This window comes from Pseudomonas syringae KCTC 12500 (assembly GCF_000507185.2).
Taxonomy (GTDB): domain Bacteria; phylum Pseudomonadota; class Gammaproteobacteria; order Pseudomonadales; family Pseudomonadaceae; genus Aquipseudomonas; species Aquipseudomonas syringae.
This window is the reverse complement of the sequence record NZ_AYTM02000002.1, coordinates 1199737-1215948: the sequence shown is the minus strand read 5'-3', so window position 1 is coordinate 1215948 and position 16212 is coordinate 1199737. Positions and strand designations below refer to the sequence as shown.

Here is a 16212-nt window from a genome sequence, read left to right as displayed (position 1 = left end):
TGTTGGCGTGTGCCGCTAACCTTGTCGGCGGAGAGTCGATTGGACAGTCGCTGCCTCTTGTTGTTCCGCAACAAGGGGGGGAGGAAAGTCCGGGCTCCATAGGGCGGAGTGCCAGGTAACGCCTGGGAGGCGTGAGCCTACGGAAAGTGCCACAGAAAATAACCGCCTAAGCACTTCGGTGCCGGTAAGGGTGAAAAGGTGCGGTAAGAGCGCACCGCACGTCTGGTAACAGTTCGTGGCAAGGTAAACCCCACTCGGAGCAAGACCAAATAGGGTTCCTAGGCGTGGCCCGCGCTGGAACCGGGTAGGTTGCTAAAGGCGTCCAGTGATGGCCGTCGTAGAGGAATGACTGTTCTCGACAGAACCCGGCTTACAGATCGACTCTCCACCTTTTTTCTTCCCCTTCGTTTCAAGCAGCAAAACCCCTCCGTAATACCAAAAAAATCTTACAGCTCATAAATCACATTAACTTTGAATCGCAACGATTTGAGCTGTGTGGGATTTATCCGTCGGATCCTTCTCAGAATTACCCTTTTATCCCCAATACCTCTCCTAAATCTCCGAAATGTAAGGGTTTTCCTTAAGACCGTGCCTTGACGGTGTGGTGGCCGCGTTCCTATAGTGTGCGCAAGTGGCAGAAAGTGGCACGAAGTGGGTTTTTTTAGCGCAAAAAGCTAATATTCGGAGAATGCGCCTGTGTTCCGTGGTGCCAATGCGATCAATCTCGATGCCAAGGGCCGTCTCGCTATGCCGAGCCGGTACCGTGACGAGTTGGATTCGCGTAGCGCCGGCCAACTTATCGTGACCATCGATGCCGTTGATCCATGCCTTTGCCTTTACCCGCTTTCCGAATGGGAGCTGATAGAAGCAAAACTTCGTGATCTGGCGACCTTTCGTGAAGAGAACCGCCGTCTGCAAAGGCTTCTGATTGGTAATGCTGTCGATCTGGAACTCGACGGGAGTGGGCGTTTTCTGGTACCGCCGCGCCTACGCGAGTACGCGAAGCTGGATAAGCGCGTAATGCTGGTGGGCCAGCTGAACAAGTTTCAACTGTGGGACGAGGACGCCTGGAATGCTCTTGCTGATGCTGACCTGGCTGCCATTCAAAAACCTGGCGCGATGCCCGACGAATTACGTGATTTGATCCTGTGACTATGAATAGCGGCTTTACCCACATCACCGTGCTGCTCGAAGAAGCCGTGGAGGCTCTCGCGGTGCGCGCCGATGGCTGCTATCTGGACGGCACGTTCGGACGTGGCGGGCATAGTCGTCTGATACTCAGCCAGCTGGGCCCAGATGGTCGGCTTCTGGGATTCGACAAGGACCCTCAAGCGATTGCCACCGGGCAAGCGCTAGCGGCCGAAGACGGCCGCTTTGTCATTGTGCAGCGCAGCTTTGCCGAATTGGGATCCGAGACCCAGGAACGCGGTTTGGCGGGCAAGGTCAGTGGCATTCTGCTGGATCTGGGTGTGTCGTCCCCGCAGCTGGATGATCCCGAGCGCGGTTTCAGCTTCATGAACGACGGTCCTCTGGACATGCGCATGGACCCTACCCGTGGTGTAAGCGCTGCCGAGTTCATCGCGACTGCACCGGCTGAAGAAATTGCCCGCGTCTTCAAGGAATACGGCGAAGAGCGATTTGCCAAGCGGATGGCCAACGCGGTCGTCGCGCGTCGCGAAGTCCAGCCTTTCGAGCGCACAGCCGATCTGGCAGAAGTGCTCAAGGTTGCCAACCCTGCCTGGGAAAAGGGCAAGAATCCTGCAACGCGTGCCTTTCAGGGCCTGCGTATTCACGTAAACAACGAATTGGGCGATCTGGAAGCCGGCCTCGAAGCGGCACTGGATGCGCTGGAAGTGGGCGGCCGCCTGGTCGTCATCAGCTTTCACTCGCTGGAAGACCGCATCGTCAAGCTGTTCATGCGCAAGCTCGCCAAGGGCGAAGCCGATAACATGCCGCGCAATCTGCCGATTCAGTACAAACCGTTCGAACCGAAAATCAAAATTCACGGCAAGGCCCAGTTCGCCTCAGATGTAGAAACCAAAGCAAACCCGCGCTCGCGCAGTGCTGTCATGCGTGTAGCGGAGAAGCTCAGGTGAGCCGTCTGTTTCTGAAGCCTCTGCCCGGCGGCAGTTTCATTATGCTGCTGCTGTTCATTGCCGTCCTGATTTCGGCGATTGGCGTTTCCTATAGTGCACATTGGAATCGTCAACTGCTCAACTCGCTGTATTCGGAAATGAGCGTGCGCGACAAGGCGCAGGCAGAGTGGGGGCGGCTGATTCTTGAGCAGAGCACCTGGACTGCACACAGCCGTATCGAGACTCTGGCCACCGAACAGCTGAAGATGCGCATCCCGAGCGCTGCCGAAGTACGCATGGTGGCGCCATGATGAAGCTCGATGGCGCTCTTTATCCGTGGCGTTTTCGCGTAGTCGTAGGGCTGCTGGTGTCCCTCGTGCTCGCCATTTGCTGGCGCATCGTCGACCTGCAGGTCATCGACCATACCTTTCTCAAGGAACAGGGCGATGCACGTAGCCTTCGGCATATTCCTATTCCGGCGCACCGTGGCCTGATCACCGACCGTAACGGCGAGCCGCTGGCCGTCAGTACGCCGGTGACCACGCTGTGGGCCAACCCGCGTGAAATGCAGCAGGACAAGTCCAAGTGGCCGATGCTGGCCGCCGCCCTGGGTCAGGATCTAAAGGCATTGACCGAGCGCCTGGACTCGCAGGCGAACAAAGAATTCATCTACCTGGTGCGTGGCCTGACGCCAGAGCAGGGTCAGTCGGTCATCGACCTGAAAGTGCCCGGTGTCTACGGCATCGAAGAGTTCCGCCGCTTTTATCCTGCTGGCGATGTTACTGCACACATGGTCGGCTTTACCGACCTTGACGACCATGGCCGGGAAGGCGTCGAGCTGGCGTATGACGACTGGCTCGCCGGAGTGCCCGGCAAGCGTCAGGTCATCAAGGACCGGCGTGGCCGACTGATCAAGGATGTTCAGGTGACCAAGAATGCCAAGGCCGGAAAGACCTTGGCTTTGTCTATTGACCTGCGCCTGCAGTACCTGGCCACCCGTGAACTGCGCAATGCCATCGTCGAGAACGAGGCCAAGGCCGGCAGCATGGTGATCATGGACGTCAAGACCGGTGAGGTGCTGGCGATGGTCAATCAGCCGACCTACAACCCGAACAACCGACGCACCATGGTGCCTGCCGCCATGCGCAACCGGGCGATCATCGACGTGTTCGAACCCGGTTCGACCATGAAGCCTATCTCCATGACCGCAGCGCTGGACAGTGGCCGCTGGAAGCCGACCGACAAGGTCGAGGTTTATCCGGGCACCCTGCAGATCGGCAAATACACGATTCGTGACGTGACCAAGACCGAAGGCCCGATCCTCGATCTGACCGGCATTCTGATCAACTCCAGTAACGTCGGCATGAGCAAGGTCGCGTTCGATGTGGGCGGTGAGGCGATCTTCCGTGCCATGCAGCGCGTCGGGTTCGGTCAGTACACCGGCCTCGGCTTCCCTGGCGAGCGCGTCGGCAACCTGCCCAACTACCGCGAATGGCGCAAGGCCGAAACCGCCACGCTGTCCTATGGCTACGGTCTGTCGGTCACTGCCTTGCAGCTGGTGCATGCCTACGGTGCGCTGGCCAACAACGGCCGCATCGTGCCGTTGACCATCCTCAAAACAGATAAAGAGCCGGAATCGACCCAGGCCATTCCGGAGAAAACCGCGAAGACTCTGCAGGGCATGTTGCAGCAGGTTATCGAGGACCCGCGCGGCGTCTATCGCGCCCGTGTGCCGTCCTATCACGTCGGCGGCAAGAGTGGTACGGCGCGCAAGACGTCCATCGGCACCAAGGGCTACGCGGAAAACTCCTATCGCTCGCTGTTCGCCGGTTTCGGCCCGATGAGTAACCCGCGCTATGCCATCGTGGTTGTCATCGACGAACCGAGCAAGGGTGGTTACTACGGTGGCCTGGTTTCGGCCCCGGTATTCAGCAAGGTCATGTCTGGCACGTTGCGTCTGATGAACGTGACGCCGGACAACCTTGCGCCGCCTGAACAAGTCAACGCCGCACCGGCAGCCAAAGGAGGGCGTGGTTGATGGCCTTTAATCTGAGCAAGCTTTTCGCTCACACCGACCGCGATGCGCTGATTCGCGAGTTGACTCTCGACAGCCGCAATGTGCGTCCGGGCGACCTGTTTCTGGCAGTGCCGGGCATCAATGTCGATGGCCGCGCGCACATCGCCGACGCGCTCAAGCGTGGCGCAGCTGCCGTAGCCTATGAAGTCGAAGGGTCGATCGTTCTGCCGATCACTGACGTGCCGCTGATTCCGGTAAAAGGGCTCGCCGCGCAGTTGTCCGCGATCGCTGGTCGCTTCTATGGCGATTCGAGCCGCAGTCTGAATCTGGTGGGTGTTACCGGCACCAACGGCAAGACCAGCGTGACCCAGTTGGTGGCTCAGGCGCTTGATGCCCTCGGCCAACGCTGCGGGATCGTCGGTACACTGGGCACCGGTTTCTACGGTTCGCTGCAAAGCGGCCGCCACACCACGCCTGATCCGATTGCTGTGCAGGCGACGCTGACCGACCTGAGACAGGCCGGCGCGCGCGCAGTGGCGATGGAAGTCTCCTCCCACGGTCTTGATCAGGGACGCGCTGCGGCTCTGGCCTTTGATGTGGCGGTGCTGACCAATCTGTCCCGCGACCATCTGGATTACCACGGCACCATGGAGGCCTACGCTGCCGCCAAGGCGAAGCTGTTCGCATGGCCTGATCTGAAATGCCGGGTGATCAACCTGGATGACGATTTCGGTCGTGAACTGGCCGCTGTCAAACAAGAGTCGCGCCTGATCACCTACAGCCAGCTGGACAGCACGGCCTACCTGTATTGCCGCGATGCGAAGTTCGATGACGATGGCGTGCGTGCCACGCTGGTCACGCCTCAGGGCCAACACTTCCTGCGCAGCAGCCTGCTGGGCCGTTTCAACCTGAGCAATGTGCTGGCTGCGGTCGGTGCGTTGCTGGGCCTGGATTACGCGCTGGACGAAATTCTCAAGGCGCTGCCGAAACTCGAAGGCCCGGTCGGACGCATGCAGCGTCTGGGTGGTGCCGACAAGCCCCTGGTCGTCGTGGATTACGCGCACACCCCGGACGCGCTGGAAAAAGTACTCGAAGCACTGCGCCCGCACGCCAAGGGCCGCTTGTTGTGCCTGTTCGGCTGCGGCGGTGATCGTGACCGTGGCAAGCGTCCGCTGATGGCTGAAGTGGTCGAGCGTCTGGCCGACGGCGTATGGGTCACTGATGACAATCCGCGCTCCGAATCGCCTGTCAGTATTTTTGACGATATACGCCCTGGCTTCGTTGCTGCGGACAAGGTGCGTTTCATCGAAGGTCGCGGTCAGGCCATTGCCGAACTGATTGCCAGCGCCAATGCCGATGACGTCGTGGTGCTTGCCGGCAAGGGCCACGAGGACTACCAGGAAATCAACGGTCAGCGGCAGCCGTTCTCCGACCTGCAAGAAGCCGCCAGCGCGCTTGCTGTATGGGAGCCTGCGAATGCTTAAGCCAATGACCTTCAGCGAACTGGTTGTGCCACTCGACGCCCGTCTGGTCGGCGGCGACTGCAGCTTTGCTGGCGTCAGCACCGACAGCCGGGGCATCGAGCCTGGCCAGCTGTTCGTGGCCTTGACCGGTCCGCGTTTCGACGGTCATGAATACCTCGATCAAGTGGCTGCCAAAGGTGCGGTCGGTGCTCTGGTCGAGCGCGAAGTGCAGGGCGCCGCCCTGCCGCAACTGGTCGTGCTGGATACCCGCAAGGCACTTGCCCAACTGGGTGCCATGAATCGCAATGCGTTCGTCGACCGGCCGGTTGCTGCCGTCACCGGGTCGAGTGGCAAAACCACGGTCAAGGAAATGCTCGCGAGCATCCTGCGCACGCGCGGGCCTGTGCTCGCGACCCGAGGCAACCTGAACAACGAATTGGGCGTTCCACTGACGCTGCTGGAACTGGCACCCGAATACACCTCGGCGGTGATCGAACTGGGTGCGTCGCGGGTTGGCGAGATTGCCTACACCGTGAGCCTCGCCAAGCCGCACGTCGCCATGATCACCAACGCCGGAACCGCCCATGTTGGCGAGTTTGGCGGCCCGGACCGCATTGTCGAAGCCAAGGGCGAGATTCTGGAAGGTCTCGACGCGGGTGGTACGGCAGTCTTGAACCTGGAAGACAAGGCCTTCCCGATCTGGCGCAAGCGCGCTGGCAATCGCAATGTCCTGACCTTCGCACTGACCGACTCTGCGGCGGATGTGTACGCCAGCGAGCTTAGCCGTGATGCGCGGGGTTGCCCGGCTTTCACCCTCAACAGCCCGCTCGGCACTGCCCGCGTTCAGTTGAACCTGCTCGGCACGCACAATGTGTCCAATGCCCTGGCCGCTGCGGCTGCCGGCTGCGCAATGGGCGTGCCGCTGGAAGGGATCGTCACCGGACTGAACAACGTGCAGCCGGTCAAGGGGCGTGCCGTGGCGCAAATCGCCAGCAATGGCACGCGCGTCATCGATGACACCTACAACGCCAATCCTGCCTCGATCAACGCGGCTGTCGACATCCTGACCGGCTTCACCGGTCGTACCGTACTGGTTCTGGGTGATATCGGCGAGCTGGGCGACTGGGCCGAGCAGGGGCATCGCGAAGTCGGTGCCTATGCCGCTGGCAAGGTGTCGGCGCTGTATGCCGTCGGCCCGCTGATGACTCACGCTGTCAGCGCCTTCGGCGAGCACGCTTACCACTTTGCCAGTCAGGCTGAACTGATTGCGGCGCTGGGCGCCGAGCAGGACCCTGATACCACTTTACTGATCAAGGGCTCGCGTAGCGCTGCGATGGAACACGTCGTGGCTGCCTTGTGCGGTTCTAGCCTGGAGAAACATTAATGCTGCTGCTGTTGGCCGAGTTTTTACAACAGTTCTACAAAGGCTTCGCGGTCTTTCAGTACCTGTCATTGCGCGGGATCCTTGGCGTGCTCACTGCACTGACGCTGTCGCTGTGCCTCGGGCCGTGGATGATCCGTACCCTGCAGATGCGTCAGATCGGTCAGTCCGTGCGTAACGATGGTCCACAGTCGCACCTCTCCAAGTCGGGTACGCCGACCATGGGCGGCGCGTTGATCCTCTCGTCCATCGGTATCAGTACGCTGCTGTGGGCTGACCTGAGCAACCGTTACGTGTGGGTTGTGTTGCTGGTGACCTTCCTGTTCGGCGCCATCGGCTGGGTCGATGACTACCGCAAGGTGATCGAAAAGAATTCGCGTGGCCTGCCGAGTCGCTGGAAGTATTTCTGGCAGTCGGTGTTCGGCCTCTGTGCCGCGATCTTCCTTTATACGACTGCGCCGTCGGCGACTGAAACCACGCTGATCGTGCCGATGCTCAAGGATGTGCGCATCCCGCTGGGTATCGGTTTCATCGTGCTGACCTATTTCGTGATCGTCGGCTCCAGCAACGCAGTCAACCTGACTGACGGGCTGGACGGTCTGGCGATCATGCCGACGGTGATGGTGGGCGGTGCCCTGGGCATCTTCTGCTATCTGTCGGGTAACGTGAAATTTGCTGAATACCTGCTGATTCCCTACGTACCGGGGGCGGGCGAGCTGATTGTGTTCTCAGGCGCTCTGATTGGTGCCGGGCTCGGGTTCCTGTGGTTCAACACGTATCCGGCGCAGGTGTTCATGGGCGACGTCGGTGCGCTGGCACTCGGCGCGGCGCTGGGCACCATGGCGGTGATCGTTCGTCAGGAAATGGTCTTGTTCATCATGGGCGGCGTGTTCGTGATGGAAACCCTTTCAGTGGTCATTCAGGTTGCGTCTTTCAAACTTACCGGCCGCCGCGTATTCCGCATGGCGCCGATCCACCACCACTTTGAACTCAAAGGCTGGCCCGAGCCACGTGTGATCGTCCGTTTCTGGATCATCACCGTGATCCTGGTGCTCATTGGCCTTGCCACGCTGAAACTGAGGTAGAACGAGTGTCCCTGATCGTTTCCGACCGCTTCCGCATTGTCGTGGGTCTAGGCAAAAGCGGCATGTCCCTGGTTCGCTTCCTGGCGAACCAGGGCGTGTCCTTTGCCGTGGCCGACACGCGGGAGAATCCTCCTGAGCTGGCGACCTTGCGTCGCGACTATCCGCAGGTGGAAGTGCGTTGTGGCGAGCTGGACGTGGATTTCCTCTGCCGTGCCGATGAGCTGTATGTCAGCCCCGGTCTGGCCCTGGCAACCCCGGCCCTGCAGCAGGCTCACGCACGTGGCGTCAAACTGTCGGGCGACATTGAACTGTTCGCGCGTTACGCGAAGGCGCCGGTGATTGCCATTACCGGCTCGAATGCGAAAAGCACCGTGACCACGCTGGTCGGTGAGATGGCCGCTGCCGCTGGAAAGCGTGTGGCGGTGGGCGGCAATCTCGGCACTCCGGCGCTGGACCTGCTCAGCGACGAGGTCGAGCTGTACGTGATGGAGCTTTCCAGCTTTCAGCTCGAAACCACCGACCAGCTCAATGCTGAAGTGGCGACCGTGCTGAATATCAGCGAAGACCACATGGACCGCTACAACGGTCTGCCTGCTTACCACCTGGCCAAGCACCGGATTTTCCGTGGCGCGCGGCAAGTGGTGGTCAATCGTCAGGATGCGCTGTCCCGTCCGCTGATTGGCGAAGGCCTGCCGTGCTGGACATTCGGCCTCAACAAGCCCGACTTCCATGGTTTCGGCCTGCGTGAAGAGAACGGCGAAAAGTACCTGGCTTTCCAGTTTGAAAACCTCATGCCGGTGCGTGAGCTGAAAGTGCGCGGTGCACACAATCAGGCCAACGCGCTCGCCGCCTTGGCGCTTGGGCATGCAGTCGGCCTGCCGTTCGACGCCATGCTCGCCAGCCTGCGTGAATTCACCGGCCTTGAGCATCGCTGCCAGTGGCTGCGCGAGCACGATGGCGTTCATTACTACAACGATTCCAAAGCCACCAACGTGGGCGCCGCACTGGCGGCCATCGAAGGGCTGGGCTCGGATATCGACGGCAAGCTGGTGCTGATCGCCGGCGGCGATGGCAAAGGCGCTGACTTCAGCGGTTTGCGTGCGCCAGTCGCCAAGTATTGCCGCGCGGCGGTCTTGCTCGGACGTGATGCCGAACTGATTGCCCAGGCATTGGGCGACGCCGTTCCGCTGGTGCGTGTCGACACCGTCCAGGCTGCTGTCGAGCACAGCGCAAAACTGGCTCTGCGTGGCGACGCCGTATTGCTTTCTCCTGCATGCGCCAGTCTGGACATGTTCAAGAATTATGAAGAGCGCGGACGTGTGTTCGCGCAGGCAGTGGAGTGCTTGTCATGATCTTCGGTGTGATCAAGCCTTATCCATCGCCACTGATCAGCGGGCGCGGCATCGACCTGGACTTCCCGATGCTGGTCGGCTGCCTGGCGCTGCTTGGCCTTGGCCTGGTGATGATTACCTCGGCCTCGTCGGAAGTGGCCGCAGTGCAGTCGGGCAACACGCTGTACATGATGACCCGTCACCTGGTTTATCTGCTGATCGGCCTGGGTGCCTGCGGCGTGACCATGATGATCCCGGTCGCCACCTGGCAGCGTCTGGGCTGGATGATGCTGCTCGGCGCGTTCGGTCTGTTGCTGCTGGTGCTGGTGCCGGGGATCGGGCGCGAGGTGAACGGCTCGATGCGCTGGATCGGCTTCGGCGCGTTCAACGTGCAGCCGTCGGAAATCGCCAAGGTGTTTGTGGTGATCTTCCTTGCCGGCTACCTGATTCGTCAGCAGCAGGAAGTTCGCGAAAGCTGGATGGGCTTCTTCAAGCCGTTCATTGTGCTGTTGCCGATGGCCGGTCTGCTGCTCATGGAGCCTGACTTCGGTGCGACCGTGGTAATGATGGGCGCCGCGGCGGCCATGTTGTTCCTCGGTGGTGTCGGCCTGTTCCGCTTCTCGCTGATGGTGGTACTGGCGGTTGCCTCTGTTGTGGTGCTGGTTCAGGCCCAACCTTACCGGATGGCGCGTCTGACCAACTTTACCGACCCGTGGGCCGACCAGTTCGGCTCCGGCTACCAATTGACCCAGGCGCTGATCGCCTTCGGTCGCGGCGAGTGGTTCGGCGTCGGGCTGGGCAACAGCGTGCAGAAGCAGTTCTACCTGCCGGAAGCGCACACCGACTTCGTGTTCTCGGTCCTTGCAGAAGAGCTGGGCGTCGTGGGTTCGCTGATCACCGTCGCGTTGTTCCTGTTCGTCAGTATTCGCGGCATGTACATCGGCATGTGGGCCGAGCGCGCCAAGCAGTTCTTCGGTGCCTACGTGGCCTACGGTCTGTCGTTCCTGTGGATCGGTCAGTTCCTGATCAACATCGGTGTGAACGTCGGTCTGCTGCCCACCAAGGGCCTGACCCTGCCGTTCCTCAGCTACGGCGGCAGCTCACTGGTGATCTGCTGTGCGAGCCTCGGCCTGCTGCTGCGCATCGAGTGGGAATCGCGCAACAACATGGGCAGTGAAGAAGCCGAGTTCAAGGAAAGCGACTTCGCCGAGGACACGCCCAATGGACGCTAACGTGCTGATCATGGCGGGCGGGACCGGCGGGCATGTATTCCCGGCGTTGGCCTGTGCGCGCGAGTTCCAGGCACGCGGCTACAAGGTCCATTGGTTGGGCACGCCACGCGGTATCGAAAACGAACTGGTACCGCAGGCCGGTCTGACGCTGCACCTGATCAATGTCACCGGCCTGCGCGGCAAGGGCCGTCTGTCGCTGCTCAAAGCGCCTTTCATGTTGCTCAAGGCCCTGATGCAGGCACGCAAGGTCGTACGTCAGGTGAAACCGGTCTGCGTGGTCGGCTTTGGTGGCTACGTCACCGGCCCCGGCGGTCTGGCGGCGAAGCTGGCAGGCGTACCGTTGATCATTCACGAGCAGAACGCCGTTGCCGGTACCGCCAACCGCAGTCTGGCGTCGTTCGCCAGCCGGGTGTGCGAAGCGTTCCCGAACACCTTTGCGGAGTCGTCCAAGCGTCGCACCACCGGCAACCCGGTGCGTGTCGAGCTGTTTCTGGAAACACCGCGTCAGGCACTGACCGGACGCAAGGCTCGTCTGCTGGTACTGGGTGGCAGCCTGGGCGCAGAGCCGTTGAACAAATTGTTGCCCGAGGCGCTGTCCCAGCTGCCTCAGGACATCCAGCCCGAAGTCTTTCATCAGTCGGGCAAGAATCATGACGCAGTTACCGCCGAGCGCTATCGCAACGTGGGCGTCGAGGCGCAGGTTGCGCCGTTCATCCAGAACATGGCCCAAGCCTATGGCTGGGCCGATCTGGTGGTCTGCCGCGCAGGTGCATTGACCATCAGCGAACTGGCCGCCGCCGGCCTGCCGTCGTTGCTGATACCGCTGCCCCACGCGATTGATGACCATCAGTCACGTAACGCTGACTATCTGGCTCGCGAAGGCGCAGCCTTCGTCATGCCGCAAGCGACAACTGGCGCCGCCGAGATGGCAGCACGCCTGAAAGAGGTTTTGATGCAACCCGAACAATTGAACAGCATGGCCCGCACTGCACGCAGCCTGGCCAGGCCTGATGCAACCAGCACCGTCGTCAACATCTGTGTGGAGGTGGCCCATGGTTGAGAATCAACGCGCCATGCCACAACCTGAAATGCGCCGTATCCGTCGTATCCACTTCGTCGGTATCGGCGGTGTCGGCATGTGCGGGATTGCCGAGGTGCTGCTGAACCTGGGCTACGAAGTCTCGGGCTCCGACCTGAAGGGTTCGGCCGTGACCGAACGCCTGGAATCGTTCGGCGCACAGATTTTCATTGGCCATCGTGCCGAGAACACCATCGGTGCCGACGTGCTGGTAGTGTCGAGTGCCGTCAACACCTCCAACCCGGAAGTGGCCACTGCGCTGGAGCGCCGCATCCCGGTTGTACCGCGTGCCGAGATGCTCGCCGAGCTGATGCGTTATCGCCACGGCATCGCCGTTGCCGGTACGCATGGCAAGACCACCACCACCAGCCTGATCGCTTCGGTATTCGCTGCCGGCGGCCTGGACCCAACCTTCGTGATTGGCGGCCGTCTGAATGCGGCGGGCACCAATGCGCAGTTGGGCACCAGCCGCTACCTGATCGCCGAAGCCGATGAAAGCGACGCCAGCTTCCTGCACCTGCAACCTCTGGTCGCAGTGGTCACCAATATCGACGCCGATCACATGGCGACCTACGAAGGCGACTTCAACAAACTGAAGAAGACCTTTGTCGAGTTCCTGCACAACCTGCCGTTCTACGGGCTGGCGGTAATGTGCATCGACGATCCGGTGGTGCGTGAAATTCTGCCGCTGGTCAAGCGTCCGACGCTGACCTACGGCTTCAGCGAGTCTGCCGATATACGTGCAATCAATGTGCGTCAGGACGGCATGCTGACCTTCTTCACCGTACTGCGCCGCGACCGCGAGCCGCTGGATGTGTCGGTGAACATGCCCGGCAATCACAACGTACTCAACTCGCTGGCGACCATCGCCATTGCTACCGATGAGGGCGTCAGCGACGAGGCTATCGTTCAGGGACTTTCCGGCTTCCAGGGCGTCGGCCGGCGCTTCCAGGTCTACGGCGAGCTGCCGGTCGATGGCGGCAACGTGATGCTGGTCGATGACTACGGTCACCACCCGCGTGAAGTCGCTGCCGTTATCAACGCCGTGCGAGGCGGCTGGCCTGATCGTCGTCTGGTCATGGTCTACCAGCCACACCGTTTCAGCCGCACCCGTGACTTGTACGACGATTTCGTCCAGGTGCTGGCGGACGCCAATGTGCTGCTGCTGATGGAAGTCTACCCGGCCGGTGAAGAACCGATTCCCGGTGCGGACAGCCGTAACCTGTGCCACAGCATTCGTCAGCGTGGCCAACTGGACCCGATCTACATCGAGCGTGGTGTCGAGCTGGCGCCGCTGGTCAAACCGCTGCTGCGCGCGGGCGACATCCTGCTGTGCCAGGGCGCTGGCGATATTGGCGGTCTTGCGCCACAGCTGCTGAAAAGCCCGCTGTTCGCCGGTGCCAAAGTGGCCTCCACCGAAGGGAAGCTGAAATGACAGCCGTCGCCCAGTCCTCCCTGCGCTCGACACTCGAGCCGAAAAGCTTCGGCCGTGTCGCCGTGCTCTTCGGTGGCAAGAGTGCCGAACGGGCAGTCTCGCTGAACTCGGGTAACGCCGTGCTCAGTGCGTTGCTCGAGGCAGGCGTGGATGCGTTCGGCATTGATGTGGGCGATGATTTCCTGCAGCGACTGGTCAGCGAGAAAATCGACCGTGCCTTTATCGTTCTGCACGGACGTGGTGGTGAAGACGGCACCATGCAAGGCCTGCTGGAATGCCTGGAAATCCCTTATACCGGCAGTGGCGTACTGGCTTCTGCACTGGCGATGGACAAGTTGCGTACCAAGCAGGTCTGGCAGAGTCTCGGCCTCGCCACACCGCTGCATGCCGTTCTTGAAAACGAGAGTGATTGTATTTGCGCCGCGACGGAACTGGGCTTGCCTTTGATCGTCAAACCGGCCCATGAAGGTTCAAGTATCGGTATGGCAAAGGTGAACAGCGTCGATGAATTGATCGCCGCATGGAAAGCCGCCAGTACCTACGATTCGCAAGTATTAGTCGAACAATGGATTCAGGGACCTGAGTTCACTGTCGCGTCTCTGCGTGGCCAGGTGTTGCCTCCCATCGGCCTGGGCACTCCTCACAGTTTTTATGATTACGATGCCAAGTACCTGGCGTCCGATACTCAATATCGGATTCCGTGCGGACTTGGCGATGCGCAGGAACAGGAACTCAAACAACTTGCAGCACGTGCTTGCGATGCCATCGGCATTGCAGGCTGGGCGCGCACGGATGTCATGCAGGACGCACAAGGCAAGTTCTGGTTACTGGAAGTCAATACTGTACCGGGCATGACCGATCACAGTCTGGTGCCTATGGCGGCCCGTGCGGCAGGTCTGGATTTTCAACAACTGGTGTTGGCGATCCTGGCCGACAGCGTTCAGGCGAGGGGTTAAGGCATGTACGGCCCGTCGACACGTCCTCAGCCACCTGCACCCGGCCGCAACAAGCCGGTGCCGCGCGGCGCCAGCCGTATGGTGGCCAAGGAGCCCTTGTCGGCGCGCCTGCCCAAGGCCAACTTCAGTTTTCTGAAGCGTCTGCTCTGGCCTGTGCTGTTGGTGGTTCTGGGCTTCGGTACTTATGAGGCAGCACAGCGTCTGCTGCCGTACGCCGACCGCCCGATTACCCGCATCAACGTGCAGGGCGATTTGAGTTACATCAGCCAGCAGGCTGTGCAGCAGCGGATTGCGCCTTATGTGGCGTCGAGCTTTTTCAAGATCGATCTGGCTGCCATGCGCACCGAGCTTGAGCAGATGCCATGGATCGCGCACGCCGAGGTCCGTCGTGTATGGCCGGATCAGGTAGTGATTCGTCTTGAAGAGCAGTTGCCGGTCGCCCGTTGGGGCGATGAAGCGCTGTTGAATAACCAGGGGCAGGCTTTCACACCGCGTGAACTGTCCAATTACGAACATCTTCCCCAGTTGTTCGGCCCGCAGCGGGCCCAGCAGCAGGTGATGCAGCAGTATCAGGTGTTGAGTCAGATGTTGCGCCCGCTGGGCTTCTCCATCGTGCGCCTGGAACTGCGCGAGCGTGGCAGCTGGTTCCTGACCACAGGTGCCGGTAGTGCTGGCCCGGGTATCGAGTTGTTGCTTGGACGCGACCACCTTGTCGAAAAAATGCGCCGCTTCATCGCGATTTACGACAAAACGCTGAAAGACCAAATAACGAATATCGCGCGCGTCGACTTGCGTTACTCCAACGGCCTTGCGGTCGGTTGGCGCGAACAGGCAGCGCCGGCGACGGAAAAACCCGCCGTCGCGAAGAATTGATAAGAGGCAGGACCATGGCAAATGTGCAAAGCGGCAAAATGATCGTCGGGCTGGATATCGGTACCTCCAAGGTGGTGGCACTGGTAGGCGAAGTCGCGGCCGATGGCTCGCTGGAAATCGTGGGTATCGGTACCCATCCCTCCCGCGGCCTGAAGAAGGGCGTGGTGGTGAATATCGAATCGACCGTGCAGTCGATCCAGCGCGCAATCGAAGAAGCGCAATTGATGGCCGGCTGCCGTATTCACTCGGCATTCGTGGGCGTTGCAGGCAGCCACATTCGCAGCCTGAACTCGCACGGCATTGTGGCGATTCGTGATCGCGAAGTCAGCGCTGCGGACCTGGAGCGTGTGCTCGATGCTGCTCAGGCGGTGGCCATTCCTGCCGACCAGCGTGTGCTGCACACCCTGCCTCAGGATTACGTGATCGATAACCAGGAAGGCGTGCGTGAGCCTCTGGGCATGTCCGGCGTACGTCTGGAAGCCAAGGTTCATGTGGTGACCTGTGCGGTGAATGAGGCGCAGAACATCGAAAAGTGCGTACGTCGCTGCGGTCTGGAAGTCGACGACATCATTCTCGAGCAACTGGCCTCGGCGTATTCCGTGCTGACCGATGACGAGAAAGAACTGGGTGTCTGTCTGGTGGATATCGGTGGCGGCACCACCGACATCGCGATCTTCACCGAAGGCGCCATTCGCCACACGGCGGTCATCCCGATTGCGGGCGACCAGGTGACCAACGACATCGCCATGGCGTTGCGCACTCCGACCCAGTACGCCGAAGAAATCAAGATTCGTTATGCCTGTGCGCTGGCCAAGCTGGCCGGTGCAGGCGAAACCATCAAAGTGCCGAGCGTGGGCGACCGTCCACCTCGCGAGCTGTCGCGTCAGGCCCTGGCCGAAGTGGTAGAGCCTCGTTACGACGAGCTGTTCACCCTGATCCAGGCCGAACTGCGCCGCAGCGGCTACGAAGATCTGATCCCGGCCGGCATCGTGCTGACCGGGGGCACAGCGAAAATGGAAGGTGCGGTCGAACTGGCCGAGGAAATCTTCCACATGCCGGTCCGCCTGGGCGTACCGCACAGCGTCAAAGGGCTCGCTGATGTCGTGCGCAACCCGATCTACTCAACCGGCGTAGGCCTGTTGATGTACGGGCTGCAAAAACAATCGGATGGCATTTCGCTGTCCGGGATTGTCGGCAACAGCAGTTACAGCGACGAAACCAAGGCACCGGTGCTTGAGCGTATCAAGCGTTGGGTGCAGGGAAATTTCTAAGTTTCAACGTTTAAC

The 16212-nt window shown here is 60.6% G+C and carries 14 protein-coding genes and 1 other RNA gene; all 15 read left to right on the top strand.

Going from position 1 to position 16212, the window contains the following annotated elements; genetic code table 11:
• The first annotated feature begins 31 nt into the window (after positions 1-31).
• The 15 genes from rnpB (at position 32) to ftsA (ending at position 16197) form a co-directional block, all read left to right on the top strand.
• Positions 32-389, top strand: an RNA gene (rnpB, locus tag V476_RS26355) — RNase P RNA component class A.
• Between the two features lie 307 nt (positions 390-696).
• Positions 697-1152, top strand: a complete 456-nt coding sequence (gene mraZ, locus V476_RS05785; protein ID WP_003406034.1) for a division/cell wall cluster transcriptional repressor MraZ — start codon at positions 697-699, stop codon at positions 1150-1152.
• 2 nt (positions 1153-1154) lie between these two features.
• Positions 1155-2096 carry a 16S rRNA (cytosine(1402)-N(4))-methyltransferase RsmH gene (gene rsmH, locus V476_RS05780; protein WP_080272655.1) on the top strand — a complete coding sequence of 314 codons (942 nt, stop codon included), beginning with the start codon at positions 1155-1157 and terminating at the stop codon, positions 2094-2096.
• Positions 2093-2386, top strand: a complete 294-nt coding sequence (gene ftsL / locus V476_RS05775; RefSeq protein ID WP_003340690.1) for a cell division protein FtsL — start codon at positions 2093-2095, stop codon at positions 2384-2386. Before rsmH ends, ftsL begins: the two co-directional genes overlap by 4 nt.
• On the top strand, positions 2386-4113 hold the full coding sequence (locus tag V476_RS05770; protein WP_010427469.1) for a peptidoglycan D,D-transpeptidase FtsI family protein: 1728 nt from the start codon (positions 2386-2388) through the stop codon (positions 4111-4113). Before ftsL ends, V476_RS05770 begins: the two co-directional genes overlap by 1 nt.
• On the top strand, positions 4113-5576 hold the full coding sequence (locus tag V476_RS05765) for a UDP-N-acetylmuramoyl-L-alanyl-D-glutamate--2,6-diaminopimelate ligase (protein ID WP_024959688.1): 1464 nt from the start codon (positions 4113-4115) through the stop codon (positions 5574-5576). Before V476_RS05770 ends, V476_RS05765 begins: the two co-directional genes overlap by 1 nt.
• Complete coding sequence (locus V476_RS05760; protein ID WP_024959689.1) at positions 5569-6939, top strand: UDP-N-acetylmuramoyl-tripeptide--D-alanyl-D-alanine ligase; 1371 nt, start codon at positions 5569-5571, stop codon at positions 6937-6939. Before V476_RS05765 ends, V476_RS05760 begins: the two co-directional genes overlap by 8 nt.
• Entirely contained in the window at positions 6939-8021 is a 1083-nt protein-coding gene (mraY, locus tag V476_RS05755) for a phospho-N-acetylmuramoyl-pentapeptide-transferase (RefSeq protein WP_003313553.1), read from the top strand. The genes V476_RS05760 and mraY overlap by 1 nt, the downstream gene beginning before the upstream one ends.
• A gap of 5 nt (positions 8022-8026) precedes the next feature.
• A complete protein-coding gene (murD, locus tag V476_RS05750; protein WP_003424496.1) occupies positions 8027-9373 on the top strand; it encodes a UDP-N-acetylmuramoyl-L-alanine--D-glutamate ligase in 1347 nt (448 codons plus the stop codon).
• Positions 9370-10584, top strand: coding sequence for a putative lipid II flippase FtsW (ftsW, locus tag V476_RS05745; RefSeq protein ID WP_003313551.1), 1215 nt, complete (start codon positions 9370-9372; stop codon positions 10582-10584). Before murD ends, ftsW begins: the two co-directional genes overlap by 4 nt.
• The gene (gene murG / locus V476_RS05740; RefSeq protein ID WP_024959690.1) at positions 10574-11644 is read left to right on the top strand and encodes an undecaprenyldiphospho-muramoylpentapeptide beta-N-acetylglucosaminyltransferase; all 1071 of its coding nucleotides are present in this window, start codon (positions 10574-10576) and stop codon (positions 11642-11644) included. The genes ftsW and murG overlap by 11 nt, the downstream gene beginning before the upstream one ends.
• Entirely contained in the window at positions 11637-13097 is a 1461-nt protein-coding gene (gene murC / locus V476_RS05735; RefSeq protein WP_003424493.1) for a UDP-N-acetylmuramate--L-alanine ligase, read from the top strand. Before murG ends, murC begins: the two co-directional genes overlap by 8 nt.
• The gene (locus V476_RS05730) at positions 13094-14053 is read left to right on the top strand and encodes a D-alanine--D-alanine ligase (protein WP_003424491.1); all 960 of its coding nucleotides are present in this window, start codon (positions 13094-13096) and stop codon (positions 14051-14053) included. The genes murC and V476_RS05730 overlap by 4 nt, the downstream gene beginning before the upstream one ends.
• Before the next feature lie 3 nt (positions 14054-14056).
• Complete coding sequence (locus tag V476_RS05725; RefSeq protein ID WP_003395370.1) at positions 14057-14926, top strand: cell division protein FtsQ/DivIB; 870 nt, start codon at positions 14057-14059, stop codon at positions 14924-14926.
• A 14-nt stretch (positions 14927-14940) separates the two neighbouring features.
• Positions 14941-16197 (top strand): cell division protein FtsA, encoded by a 1257-nt coding sequence (ftsA, locus tag V476_RS05720; protein WP_024959691.1) that lies wholly within the window; start codon positions 14941-14943, stop codon positions 16195-16197.
• Positions 16198-16212 lie beyond the last annotated feature (15 nt).